Annotated in this window: 11 protein-coding genes; 7 read left to right on the top strand and 4 right to left on the bottom strand. The window is 67.1% G+C overall.

Annotated features, from left to right (window positions below; genetic code table 11):
- The first annotated feature begins 24 nt into the window (after positions 1–24).
- Positions 25–717, top strand: a complete 693-nt coding sequence (locus AC24R4_RS17420) for a GntR family transcriptional regulator (RefSeq protein WP_400392479.1) — start codon at positions 25–27, stop codon at positions 715–717.
- 235 nt (positions 718–952) lie between these two features.
- On the opposite strand, the gene AC24R4_RS17415 is transcribed toward AC24R4_RS17420, so the two are convergent.
- Positions 953–1,900, bottom strand: coding sequence for a LysR family transcriptional regulator (locus AC24R4_RS17415; protein ID WP_400392476.1), 948 nt, complete (start codon positions 1,898–1,900; stop codon positions 953–955).
- 142 nt (positions 1,901–2,042) lie between these two features.
- Positions 2,043–2,711 (bottom strand): hypothetical protein, encoded by a 669-nt coding sequence (locus AC24R4_RS17410; RefSeq protein ID WP_400392473.1) that lies wholly within the window; start codon positions 2,709–2,711, stop codon positions 2,043–2,045.
- A gap of 286 nt (positions 2,712–2,997) precedes the next feature.
- Here AC24R4_RS17410 and gcl point away from each other — a divergent pair, with 286 nt between their 5' ends.
- The 6 genes from gcl to ypfJ all read left to right on the top strand — a co-directional run bounded on the left by gcl (position 2,998) and on the right by ypfJ (position 10,781).
- Positions 2,998–4,782 carry a glyoxylate carboligase gene (gene gcl, locus AC24R4_RS17405; RefSeq protein WP_400392470.1) on the top strand — a complete coding sequence of 595 codons (1,785 nt, stop codon included), beginning with the start codon at positions 2,998–3,000 and terminating at the stop codon, positions 4,780–4,782.
- Between the two features lie 110 nt (positions 4,783–4,892).
- The gene (gene hyi, locus AC24R4_RS17400; RefSeq protein WP_400392467.1) at positions 4,893–5,672 is read left to right on the top strand and encodes a hydroxypyruvate isomerase; all 780 of its coding nucleotides are present in this window, start codon (positions 4,893–4,895) and stop codon (positions 5,670–5,672) included.
- 178 nt (positions 5,673–5,850) lie between these two features.
- Complete coding sequence (locus AC24R4_RS17395; protein WP_092602296.1) at positions 5,851–6,774, top strand: 2-hydroxy-3-oxopropionate reductase; 924 nt, start codon at positions 5,851–5,853, stop codon at positions 6,772–6,774.
- A gap of 75 nt (positions 6,775–6,849) precedes the next feature.
- Positions 6,850–8,172 carry a glycerate kinase type-2 family protein gene (locus AC24R4_RS17390; RefSeq protein WP_400392465.1) on the top strand — a complete coding sequence of 441 codons (1,323 nt, stop codon included), beginning with the start codon at positions 6,850–6,852 and terminating at the stop codon, positions 8,170–8,172.
- Between the two features lie 44 nt (positions 8,173–8,216).
- Positions 8,217–9,683 (top strand): pyruvate kinase, encoded by a 1,467-nt coding sequence (pyk, locus tag AC24R4_RS17385; protein ID WP_400392462.1) that lies wholly within the window; start codon positions 8,217–8,219, stop codon positions 9,681–9,683.
- Between the two features lie 222 nt (positions 9,684–9,905).
- Complete coding sequence (ypfJ, locus tag AC24R4_RS17380; protein WP_400395965.1) at positions 9,906–10,781, top strand: KPN_02809 family neutral zinc metallopeptidase; 876 nt, start codon at positions 9,906–9,908, stop codon at positions 10,779–10,781.
- A gap of 200 nt (positions 10,782–10,981) precedes the next feature.
- Here the strand turns inward: ypfJ and AC24R4_RS17375 are convergent, their stop codons facing one another.
- Both AC24R4_RS17375 and rnk read right to left on the bottom strand, forming a co-directional pair.
- Positions 10,982–11,320, bottom strand: a complete 339-nt coding sequence (locus tag AC24R4_RS17375) for a hypothetical protein (RefSeq protein WP_400395967.1) — start codon at positions 11,318–11,320, stop codon at positions 10,982–10,984.
- A gap of 315 nt (positions 11,321–11,635) precedes the next feature.
- Positions 11,636–12,049 (bottom strand): nucleoside diphosphate kinase regulator, encoded by a 414-nt coding sequence (rnk, locus tag AC24R4_RS17370; RefSeq protein ID WP_153946373.1) that lies wholly within the window; start codon positions 12,047–12,049, stop codon positions 11,636–11,638.
- Positions 12,050–12,170: the final 121 nt, after the last annotated feature.

The following is a 12,170-nucleotide window of genomic DNA, read 5'->3' as shown; positions in this document are numbered from 1 at the left end:
GGTCCGGCAAGAGACGCGCACACCATGCCCGAGCACATCGATCCAGACATGACCGCCGAGGCGATTGCCGACGATATCGTCGCGGCCATCGTCTCGCACCGGCTGCCGCCCGGCACCAAGCTGCGCGAGGAAGCCCTGGCCAGCGTGTACCGCGTCAGCCGCACCAAGGTGCGCGCGGCGCTGCTGATGCTGTCCAAGGACAAGGTCATCCAGATCGTGCCGGACAAGGGTGCGTTCGTGGCCAAGCCCAGCGCCGAAGAGGCGCGCGAGGTCTTTGCCGTGCGCCGCATCCTGGAAGCCGCACTGGCGCGCGAATTCGTGGCCCGCGCCACGCCGGCCGACTACAAGCGCATCGAAAAGCATCTGGCCGCCGAACGGAAGTCGCTGGCCGGCAACGACGCGCAGACGCGCACGCGCCTGCTGGGCGATTTCCACATCGTGCTGGCGGAAGTGGCGGGGAACAACGTGCTGACGGAAATCATGCGCGAGCTGTCGATGCGCAGCGCGGTCATCACCATGCTCTACCAGAGCCGGCGCGATGCCACGTGCTCGTCCGACGAGCACCGGGCATTCATCGAGGCCGCCCGCGCAGGCGACGCCGACCGCGCCGTGGCGCTGATGGTGGAGCACCTGAATCACGTCGAAAGCGCGCTGCACTTCGAGGAAGTACCGGCCGCCGCACGGGGCAAGGATCTGGTCGCCGCGCTGCTGGCGTAGGACAGTGCATCTGGCTTGATCGCCATCAAGGACGAGGACGGGATGGGAGGCGCATCATTCCTCTCGCCATGAAGTTGCGGGGGCGCACTTCATGAGCTCTCCCCGTCCTTCGCAAGAAGGGCTGCCCGCAGACCGCAATGGCTGCGGGCTTTTTCTTTTGGGCTGCCCTTCCGGCATCGCTGCTGTCTCCGCTGCTTCCCGGTCTTCGCCTTCTTTCCCGCCCGATCTCCTGGCCTCAGGCCGACTGCCGCTGCGCGGCGTCGGTCCAGCTGCTGCCGCGCTCGGTCCAGTAGCCCGGCTTGGCGAATGCCTGCTTCAGGTGTTCGATAAAGAAGCGGATCTTGGCCGGCACCGGCCGCTGTTGCGGGTACACCGCCAGGATGTCGTAGTCGGGCAGCGCGAATTCATCGAGCACGGTGATCAGCTCGCCGCTTTCGAGCTGCGGCAGGATTTCCCACGTCGAGCGCCAACCCAGCCCCAGGCTTTCGCCGGTCCAGCGGTGCAGCAGTTCGCCGTCGTTGCAGTCGAGGTTGCCGCGCACCCGCACGGTCACGGTCTTGCCGTTCTGCTGGAAGTACCAGCCGCGCTGCTGCCCGCCCTGCAGGTTGAACGCCAGGCAGTTGTGCTTTTCCAGGTCTTCCAGCGTATGTGGCACGCCATGCCGGGCGAAGTAGGCCGGGGTGCCGCACACCACGCGCTTGTTGGTGGCCAGCTTGATCGCCACGAAGTTCGGGTCGATGGCGCCGCCGATGCGGATGCCCAGGTCGTAGCCCTCGCGCACCAGGTCCACCACACGGTCGGTCAGGTTGAACGAGATCTGGACTTCGGGATTGGCCGCCAGGAACGCTGGCGCATGCGGCGCCACGTGCTTGCGGCCAAACGCGGCCGGCGCCGACACGATCAGGTGCCCGGTGGCCTTGTGCTTGCCCTCGGCGATCAGCATCTCGGCGCGGTCCAGATCCGACAGCGCCTTCTTGCACTGCTCCATGAACGCCGCGCCCTGCTCCGTCACCACGATGCGCCGGGTGGACCGGTGCAGCAGCTTCACGCCGATGCGCGCTTCCAGCGCGTTGATGCGCCGGCCGATCATGACCGGCGTCACGTTCTGCGTGAGCGCCGCGGCGGCCATGCTGCCGTGTTCCACCACGGCGATAAATGCTTCGATTTGTTTGAGTTTGTCCATAACGCCATTTGTCTCCTGCCGACACATTGTGAGGCATGGACGCCATGGTGCGCATCCCCGCACAGCGATGCCGTGCATCCGTCGCACGCCATGCAGGGCGCCGAGGATGGCGCCTGGACGCGGCTGGACGTACCGCGCCTGGCTAGCGGCCCAGCTTTTCGTTGATCTCGGCGGCCTCGCCCAGCACGTGGGCCAGGCGCCGCAGTGGCGCGCTGCATTGCAGCTGCGCGAACAGCGCCAGCGCGCCGCCGCCGACCAGCACCACGCCGTAGAGCGCCACCACCGACGGGCCATGGCCCGGGGCCATGACCGCCAGGCCATCGGCCAGCACGACGGCGGCCGGCAACAGCGCCACGATCATCGCCACCGTGCGCGCGCCGCCTTCCCACAGCCGCGCCTGCAGCAGCACGCGCCGCTGCCGCGCGCGCAGTTGCAGCACCGGAATGCGGCCCAGGCGCAGCAGCAGCGCATTCTCGACTTCGCTTTGGGCATCGACACGGCGGCTCAGCCAGCGCAGCGGATGACGCAGTGCATCACGGCCGGCCAGCAGCCGCGACAGCCACGCGCCGGCATAGAACGCCCCGCTGACGGCCAGCAGCACGTGGAACGCCTGCGGCAGCCAGGCGGGCGGCGCCTGCACCAGTACGTGGTGCCACCAGACCAGCGCCCCGCCGGCCGCCAGCGTCGGCACCAGCGCCAGGACGAAGGTGGCCCACAGGACCCCAGGCAGCCGGCCGTCGGGCGATTTTTCGGCCGGCGCCGTCTGCAACGCTTCCATCAGTTCGTAGGTGGTCGGCAGCCGCGTGTACATGGCGAAACAGGGCAATTCCAAACCCGCTATTTTGACCCGGGCCCCGTTGCCGCCGATAGGGGAAAACCGTGGCAAATCATCCCAACCCCACGTATCGGGGGGTGCCGTGTGGCCGTCCCGACGTGTCTCTGAAAATGCACATTTCCGGGCGAGTTGCTGCGGAATTCCTTACCCCAGGTATCGAATCAACTGATCGCCCTTCTGTTTATCCGCCCCCCTCCCCGGGCATAAAGTCAACGCCAGAACGAAATCCCAACCATTGTTTTTGAGCGTACTGGAGAGAGACATGCCGAAGATGAGAGCAGTCGACGCGGCCATTGCCGTGCTGGAAAAGGAAGGCATCACCACCGCGTTCGGCGTGCCCGGCGCCGCCATCAACCCGTTCTACTCGGCCATGCGCAAGGCTGGGTCGATCCGCCACCTGCTGGCCCGCCACGTGGAAGGCGCCTCGCACATGGCCGAAGGCTACACCCGTGCCGAACCCGGCAACATCGGCGTCTGCGTCGGCACGTCGGGCCCCGCCGGCACCGACATGATCACGGGCCTGTACTCGGCCTGGGCCGATTCGATCCCCATCCTCTGCATCACGGGCCAGGCGCCGCGCGCGCGCCTGTACAAGGAAGACTTCCAGGCCGTCGATATCGAATCGATCGCCAAGCCGGTGACCAAGTGGGCCGTCACCGTGCGTGAACCGGCGCTGGTGCCGCAGGTATTCCAGCAGGCGTTCCACCTGATGCGCTCGGGCCGCCCGGGTCCGGTGCTGATCGACCTGCCGTTCGACGTGCAGGTGGCCGAGATCGAATTCGATCCGGAAACGTACCAGCCGCTGCAGCCGTACAAGCCGGCCGCCTCGCGCGCCCAGATCGAGAAAGCCATCTCGATGCTGAACCAGGCGGAGCGTCCGCTGATCGTCTGCGGGGGCGGCGTGATCAACGCCAACGCCGACGAACTGCTGGTCGAGTTTGCCGAACTGGTCAACGTGCCGGTCGTGCCGACCCTGATGGGCTGGGGCGTGCTGGCCGACGACCACCCGCTGCAGGCCGGCATGGTGGGCCTGCAGACGTCGCACCGCTACGGCAACGCCACGCTGCTGGCGTCGGACTTCGTGATGGGCATCGGCAACCGCTGGGCCAACCGCCACACCGGCAGCGTCGATGTGTACACGAAGGGCCGCAAGTTCGTGCACGTCGATATCGAGCCCACCCAGATCGGCCGCGTGTTCGGCCCGGACCTGGGCATCGTGTCCGATGCCAAAGCCGCGCTGGAGCTGTTCGTGGAAGTGGCGCGCGAAATGAAGATGGCCGGCCGCCTGCCATGCCGCAAGGCCTGGGTGGCCGACGTGCAGAAGCGCCGCCGCACCATGAAGCGCAAGAGCGACTTCGACAACGTGCCGGTCAAGCCGCAGCGCGTGTACCGCGAGATGAACCAGTACTTCCCGCGCGACGTGCGCTACGTGACGACGATCGGCCTGTCGCAGATCGCCGCCGCGCAGTTCCTGTCGGTGAACCAGCCGCGCCATTGGATCAACTGCGGCCAGGCCGGCCCGCTGGGCTGGACCATTCCGGCCGCCATCGGCGTGAAGACCGCGTCGCCGAACTCGGACATCGTGGCCATCTCCGGCGACTACGACTTCCAGTTCATGATCGAGGAACTGGCCGTGGCCGCCCAGTTCAAGGTGCCGTACATCCACGTGGTGGTGAACAACTCGTACCTGGGCCTGATCCGCCAGGCGCAGCGCAACTTCGAGATGGACTACTGCGTGCAGCTGGCCTTCGACAACGTCAACGCGCCCGAACTGGAAGGCTACGGCGTGGACCACGTCAAGGTCGTGGAAGGCCTGGGCTGCAAGGCGATCCGCGTGTTCAAGCCCGAGGACATCGCCCCGGCCTTTGCCGAAGCGCGCGACCTGATGGCCGAGTTCTCGGTGCCGGTCGTCGTGGAGGTGATCCTGGAGCGCGTGACCAACATCGCGATGGGCACCGAGATCGACAACATCAACGAGTTCGAGCCGATCGAAGACCTGGAAGACGCGGAAGAAGCGATCCTGGCCGAAGAGACCGTCACCGCGTAAGTCGCGGGCAACACGCCCCAGGCACCCGCCGTTTCAGCAGTCCGCCCACCGCCCCGCTCCACCGGGGCGGGCGGGCCACCGTTTTTCCCAACACCGAGAGAGACATCACAATGCCAAAGCTCGCAGCCAACCTGACGATGCTGTTCAACGAAGTGGGCTTCCTGGACCGCTTCGAGGCCGCCGCCCGCGCCGGATTCCGTGGCGTGGAGTTCCTGTTCCCGTTCGCGTTCCACGCCGACCAGATCGCCGACCGCCTGAGCCGCTTCCAGCTGGACCTGGTGCTGCACAACCTGCCGGCCGGCAAGTGGGATGCCGGCGAGCGCGGCATCGCCTGCCACCCCGACCGCGTGGGCGAGTTCCAGGACGGCGTGGGCGAAGCCATCAAGTACGCCAAGGTGCTGGGCGTGCGGCAGCTGAACTGCCTGGTGGGCATCCTGCCGCAGAACGTCAAGCGCGAGCAGGCCAACGAGACGCTGGTCGAGAACCTGCGCTTTGCCGCCAACGCGCTGGCCAGGGAACAGATCGACCTGCTGGTCGAGCCGATCAACACGTTCGACATTCCCGGCTTCTTCCTGTCGCGCACGCAGCAGGCCGTCGACCTGATCGGCCAGGTCAACGCGCCCAACCTCTACGTGCAGTACGACATCTATCACATGCAGCGCATGGAAGGCGAGATCGCCAACACCATCCGCGCCCACCTGCCGAAGATCCGCCACGTGCAGCTGGCCGACAACCCGGGCCGCAACGAACCGGGCACCGGCGAACTGAACTACCCCTACCTGTTCCGCTTGCTCGACGAGATCGGCTACCAGGGCTGGATCGGCTGCGAGTACAAGCCGAAGACCACGACCGAAGCCGGCCTGGGCTGGCGCGCCGCGCACGGCGTCTGAAGAACGGAATGTTCGCTCCCCTCTCCCGCCTTGCGGGAGAGGGGTTGGGGGAGAGGGCAACAAGGCTCTGCTTGCCGATCGTCGCAACTTGAACCGCTGGCCCTCTCCCCCGCCCCTCTCCCATGAATGGGAGAGGGGAGAAAAGACCTACAGATTTTTTTACTTACTGGAGACAAACATGGCAAACCAACGCAACGTCGGCTTTATCGGCCTGGGCATCATGGGCGCGCCCATGGCGGGCCACCTGCGCGCCGCCGGCCACACGCTGTTCGTGCATGACGTGAACCCGGCCCCGCAGGCCCTGGTCGATGCCGGCGTCACCGTCTGCACCAGCGCCGAGGAAGTGGCCAAGCGCGCCGACATCGTGATCGTCATGGTGCCGGACACCCCGCACGTGGAAGCCGTGCTGTTCGCCGAAAAGGGCATCGCCGCCGCGTTCAAGGCCGCCGGCAAGGAAGCCACCTACGGCAAGATCGTGGTCGACATGAGCTCGATCTCGCCCATCGCCACCAAGGACTTTGCCGCGCGCATCAACAAGCTCGGCGCTTCGTACCTGGACGCCCCCGTGTCGGGCGGCGAAGTCGGGGCCAAGGCCGCCTCGCTGACGATCATGGTGGGCGGCCCGTCGGAAGCGTTCGACGAGGTCAAGCCGCTGTTCGAGCTGATGGGCAAGAACATCACGCTGGTGGGCGGCAACGGCGACGGCCAGACCACCAAGGTGGCCAACCAGATCATCGTGGCGCTGAACATCCAGGCCGTGTCCGAGGCCCTGCTGTTCGCCTCCAAGGCCGGCGCCGATCCGGCCAAGGTGCGCCAGGCACTGATGGGCGGCTTTGCGGCATCGCGGATTCTTGAAGTTCATGGCGAGCGCATGGTCAAGCGTACGTTCGATCCGGGCTTCCGCATCGAACTGCACCAGAAGGACCTGAACCTGGCCCTGCAGGGTGCCAAGACGCTTGGCGTGTCGCTGCCGAACACGTCGGCCGCGCAGGAACTGTTCAATGCGTGCGCCGCCAACGGCTACGGCAAGCTCGACCACTCGGCGCTGTGCCGTGCGATCGAGATCATGTCGAATCACGAAATCGCCAAAGCCGCGAAGTAAATGCAATAGCAGTATTGCAATCGCCTTCGCGTGAAGGCGATTGCATCGTTTTTCCCAAGATTCCTCAGGATTCGCATGTTCGCCACCGACGCCAACGCCGCCCTGCTTTCGCCCCAGCGGCAGACCGACTATCGCAACCCTGCCCAGGCCCGCGCGTTGCTGCGCGATCTGTTCGATACGGCCGTGGCCGCCGTGAGTGCCAGCCACTGCCTGCCGCCGCACCTGCCGCCACCGCCGAAGGGCCGCACCGTGGTGATCGGCGCGGGCAAGGCCGCCGCGGCGATGGCGCAGACGGTGGACGCGCACTGGCAAGGCGACCTGTCGGGGCTGGTGGTGACGCGCTACGACCATGGCGCCGATTGCCACCGCATCGAGGTGGTCGAGGCCGCCCATCCGGTGCCCGATGCAGCGGGCCAGCAGGCCGCGCAGCGCATGGTGGAACTGGTGCAGGGCCTGACGGCCGATGACCTCGTACTTTGCCTAATTTCCGGTGGCGGCTCGGCACTGCTGGCCGCGCCCGCGCCCGGCATCACGCTGGCCGACAAGCAGGCCGTGAACAAGGCGCTGCTGCGCAGCGGCGCCAGCATCGGCGAGATGAACTGCGTGCGGAAGCACCTGTCCGCGCTCAAGGGCGGCCGCCTGGCCCTGGCCTGCGCACCGGCCCGTGTGGAGACGCTGCTGATTTCCGATATTCCCGGCGACGATCCGACGCTGATCGCCAGCGGCCCGACGCTGCCCGACGCCACCACGTGCGCCGACGCGCTGGCGGTCATCGCCAAGTACGACATCGACGTACCGGCCAACGTGCGTGCGCACCTGGAGTCCGGCGCCGGTGAAACACCCAAGCCCGGCGATGCCCGCTTCGCAGGCCACCGCAGCGTCACGCTGGCCAGCGCGCAGCAGTCGCTGGAAGCTGCCGCGGCCCGTGCCCGCGAACTGGGCCTGACCGCGCACATCCTGTCGGACAGCATCGAGGGCGAGGCCCGCGACGTGGCCGAAGTGCATGCCGCCATCGCGCGCCAGATCGTCGCGCAAGGGCAGCCGTTCCAGAAGCCATGCGTGATCCTGTCCGGCGGCGAGACCACGGTCACCGTGCGCGGCAACGGCCGGGGCGGCCGCAACGCGGAGTTCCTGCTGTCGCTGGCGGTGGCACTCGACGGCCTGCCCGGTGTGCACGCGATGGCGGCCGACACCGACGGCATCGACGGTTCCGAAGACAACGCCGGTGCGCTGCTGGGCCCCGACACGCTGACGCGTGCCGCATCGCGTGGCCTGTCGGCCCGCGCGCACCTGGACAACAACGACGGCTACGGCTTCTTTGCCGGACTCGACGATCTGGTCGTCACCGGCCCGACCCGTACCAACGTCAACGATTTCCGCGCGATCCTGATCGTTTGAGATCGCGAGCTGCAGCATAAAAGAGGATGGAGAAGGAGACTTTCATGAGACGCCAGCGCAAAGCCAAGATCGTGGCCACCCTGGGCCCGGCCAGCTCGGACATCGCGGTGATCCGCCAGCTGTTCGATGCCGGAGCCGACGTGTTCCGCCTGAACTTCAGCCACGGCACGCACGATGACCACCGGGCCCGCTACGACGCCGTGCGGCAGGTGGAGGCCGAGACGGGCCGCCCCATCGCGATCCTGGCCGACCTGCAGGGCCCCAAGCTGCGCATCGGCACCTTTGCCGTGGGCAAGGTGGCCGTGCGCGCCGGCGACACGTTCGTGCTGGACAGCGACCCCACGCCCGGCGACGCGACGCGCGTCTACCTGCCGCACCCCGAGCTGTTCAAGGCGGCCAGCGAGGGCCAGTCGCTGCTGATCGACGATGGCAAGGTGCGCCTGAACATCGAGGCGGTGTCCAGCGGCAGCATCACCACGCGGGTGGCCAACAACGGCACGCTGTCCGACCGCAAGGGCGTGAACGTGCCCGACGCCGTGATCCCGATTCCCGCGCTCACCGACAAGGACCGCCGCGATCTGGCATTTGCGCTGGAACTGGGCGCCGACTGGATCGCGCTGTCGTTCGTGCAGCGGCCGTCGGACATCGTCGAGGCGCGCGAGATCATCGGCACGCGTGCCGGCGTGCTGTCGAAGATCGAGAAGCCGGCCGCGCTGCAGCAGCTCGACGAGATCGTGCGCGTGTCCGATTCCGTCATGGTGGCCCGTGGCGACCTGGGCGTGGAACTGCCGCCAGAGCGCGTGCCCGGCGTGCAGAAGCGCATCCTGCGCATCTGCCGCCAGCTGGGCAAGCCCGTGGTGATCGCCACGCAGATGCTGGAGTCGATGATCGATTCGCCGGTGCCCACGCGCGCCGAAGCGTCGGACGTGGCCAGCGCCATCTACGACGGCGCCGATGCGGTGATGCTGTCGGCCGAGTCGGCCAACGGCCGCCATCCGGTGCCGGCCGTGTCGATGATGGATCGCATCATCACCGAGGTGGAGCGCGATCCGCTCTACCGCAACATGATCGACGCCCAGCACGAGGTGCCGCTTTCCACGCGCCAGGATGCGATCTGCGCCGCGCTGCGCGAGGTCACGCATATCATCGGCGCCAAGGCCACGGTGACGTACACGTCGTCGGGCGCCACCGCGCTGCGCGCCGCCCGCGAGCGGCCGTGCGCGCCGATCGTCAGCATCACGCCGAACCTGGATATCGCTCGCCGCCTGGCCATCACCTGGGGCGTGCATTCGACGGTGAGCCCGGACGTGCAGAGCGTGGACGAGATGGTCGAAGCCGCGGCCCGCGCCGCGCTGGTGGAAGGCTATGCCGCACCGGGCGACCAGATCACGATTGCGGCCGGCATGCCGTTCGGCCAGGGCGGCACGACCAACCTGCTGCGCGTGGCCGAGGTCGGCACGGAGGTGGCCGGGCTGGATATCAGCAAGGCGCCCGCCACGGCCACCGCCTGACGACTGCTCCCCACATCGCCGGTTTCCCTTGCGTCGGACGGGCTGACCCCCCGTTCACCCGCCGCCCGCGCCAATCCTCAGCCCGATTGGCGTGGGCGGCGCTCTTTTTTACGCATCGCGATGCGCGCGGGGCATCCTTGCGGGTGTGCCTGGGGGCGCCGGAGCCGGTGGCATAGCCGTTGCTATACTCCATTGGCATAACAGACCCCGGAGCGTAACAACATGCGTCTCGATGACGAAGCCGAAAGCCAGAATGTGGAAGACCGCCGTGGTGGAGGTGGCGGATTCGGCATCGGCGGCAAATCGATCGGCATCGGCACGATCATCGTCGCGCTGGCCGCGTCGTACTTCTTCGGCATCGACCCCAGGCTGATCCTGCAGGGCGGCTCGGCGCTGCAGCAGCAACAGCAGGAGGCACCGCAATCGCAGTCGCACCGGCCGCCGGCCACCGACCAGCTTTCGGTGTTCACGCGCAAGGTGCTGGGCAGTACCGAGCGCACGTGGGAACACATCTTCGAGACCGACCTGAACCGCCGCTATGCGCCGCCGACGCTGGTGATGTTCACGGGCGCCACGCCTACCGCGTGCGGCACGGGCCAGTCGGCCATGGGGCCGTTCTATTGCCCCGCCGACCAGAAGGTCTATATCGACCTGTCGTTCTATAACGAACTGCGCCAGCGGTTCGGCGCGGGCGGCGACTTCGCCCAGGCCTATGTGATTGCCCACGAAGTTGGCCATCACGTACAGAATCTGCTCGGCGTGTCGAACAAGGTGGACGCCGCGCGGCGTCGCATGAACGAGGCGCAGGCCAATCAGCTGTCGGTGCGCATGGAACTACAGGCCGACTGCCTGGCCGGCGTGTGGGCCGCCACGGCGGGCAAGCTCAACCAGCAGCTGATCGAGCCCGGCGATATCGAACAGGGTCTGAAAGCCGCGGCCGCCATCGGCGACGACCGCCTGCAGAAGCAGTCGCAGGGCTATGTGGTGCCCGAGGCGTTCACGCACGGCACCAGCGAACAACGCGTGCGCTGGCTGCGCCAGGGCCTGACGACCGGCGACATCCGCAAGTGCGACACCTTCGCGCAGCGGCAACTCTGACGGTACTTCGGAAAAATCAGGAAAGAACTACGGGAAGAAATGCGACAGCGGCGGGGGCGGGCGGGGGAAAAATCACCTGCGCGACTTCAGAGAGAAGGAGGAGGTCGGCCGCGCAGGTGGGAGAGAAACCGGAAATCAGAATCGGCGGCCCGGAGGTGACCCGGGGCCGCCGATTTGCGTTCTGGCGGGCTGGCAGGTCATCAGACCTTGTAGCCGTACAGATCGCCGTTGCGCGAGTTGTCCAGCGCGGAGCCGGAAATCTCGCCGCTGAAGCTGCGTGCGCCTTCGCCGAAGCTGTCGAACTTGCCCTGGCGGGCGCCGTCCGTGAAGCTGTCGAACTTGCGTTGGCCGTCGGTGAAGAAATCGTACTTGCCGATCTTCGAGCCTTCACTGTACGTGTCGAACTTGCCTTGGCGCGCGGCATCGGCATACACGTCGAACTTTCCGACCTTCTTGGTCGTGGCGGGCGCGGCAAAAGCGGCCGACGCCGCCAACGTGGCAAGCACAAGAGCGCCGCCAAGGATACGTTTGGCGTTCATCTGGGACTCCTTCAACTGATTCACAACTTTTTTATGGATACAGCTGACTACTGCCCGGACGCGCCATCTGTGTAGCGATGCGAGCACGGACTGAAGGTTAGTGGCTAGCACTTCCACGAGAAACACCGCTGCGACGAATGGTGCGTTGCTCGCCGTGAAATGCCGGGTCTGTGGATGAACGGTAGGGGTTGGCGACCGGATGGCGGCCAGGAGGGGTATTCCGCTGTACGGAACTGGCCACCTACCCCGCGGTACGCGCTGGGGCAGGCGGCGCGCGCCGCGGGACGTCTGGCGTCACGCAGCGCGGGCGTGGGTTCAGAGCGTGTACTGGCCGCTGGCCTCGGGCTGGAACGCGATGCTGACAATGGTCACGCGCTGCGCGCCGCCGTTAGGCAGGCGATAGTCCACGGTCTTGCCGGCGCGGGCGCCGAGCAGCGCCTGACCGATGGGCGACAGCACCGACAGGCGGCCCGCCGCCAGGTCGGCGTCGTCGGGATAAGCCAGTGTCCACTCACGTGGCGCGGCTTCACCTTCCAGCGTGCAGACGACGCGCGAATTCATCGTCACGACATCCTTGGGAATGGCATCGGGCGACACGATGGCCGCGCGGGCCAGCAGGTCGTCGAGCATCTCGTCCAGTTCGGCCGTGCCGGCACGGCTGGCGATGCCCTCCAGGCGGGTCACGTCGAGTTCGGTCAGGTAGAGGGTCGGGTTCTTGGTCTTTGCCATGGCAGTGCCTCTCGCAAAAGCGGCGGCCGCGCGTCGGGATGAAACCCCGGCGCAGGCGGCAGCCGTGGAAATGTCGGTCGGGCCGGCGCGCAACTGGCACCGGCGGCGTTACAGCGGATTC

The sequence above is a fragment of the Cupriavidus sp. CER-90 genome, from assembly GCF_057652055.1.
This window is presented reverse-complemented; position numbering and strand designations above follow the sequence as displayed.

Excerpts from the sequence above, each read along its gene's own strand:
- AC24R4_RS17375 (WP_400395967.1), bottom strand. The coding sequence starts at position 11,320 with ATGAACGCCAAACGTATCCTTGGCGGCGCTCTTGTGCTTGCCACGTTG.
- AC24R4_RS17420 (WP_400392479.1), top strand. The coding sequence starts at position 25 with ATGCCCGAGCACATCGATCCAGACATGACCGCCGAGGCGATTGCCGAC.
- AC24R4_RS17415 (WP_400392476.1), bottom strand. The coding sequence starts at position 1,900 with ATGGACAAACTCAAACAAATCGAAGCATTTATCGCCGTGGTGGAACAC.
- pyk (WP_400392462.1), top strand. The coding sequence starts at position 8,217 with ATGAGACGCCAGCGCAAAGCCAAGATCGTGGCCACCCTGGGCCCGGCC.
- gcl (WP_400392470.1), top strand. The coding sequence starts at position 2,998 with ATGCCGAAGATGAGAGCAGTCGACGCGGCCATTGCCGTGCTGGAAAAG.
- AC24R4_RS17410 (WP_400392473.1), bottom strand. The coding sequence starts at position 2,711 with ATGTACACGCGGCTGCCGACCACCTACGAACTGATGGAAGCGTTGCAG.
- AC24R4_RS17390 (WP_400392465.1), top strand. The coding sequence starts at position 6,850 with ATGTTCGCCACCGACGCCAACGCCGCCCTGCTTTCGCCCCAGCGGCAG.
- ypfJ (WP_400395965.1), top strand. The coding sequence starts at position 9,906 with ATGCGTCTCGATGACGAAGCCGAAAGCCAGAATGTGGAAGACCGCCGT.
- hyi (WP_400392467.1), top strand. The coding sequence starts at position 4,893 with ATGCCAAAGCTCGCAGCCAACCTGACGATGCTGTTCAACGAAGTGGGC.
- AC24R4_RS17395 (WP_092602296.1), top strand. The coding sequence starts at position 5,851 with ATGGCAAACCAACGCAACGTCGGCTTTATCGGCCTGGGCATCATGGGC.
- rnk (WP_153946373.1), bottom strand. The coding sequence starts at position 12,049 with ATGGCAAAGACCAAGAACCCGACCCTCTACCTGACCGAACTCGACGTG.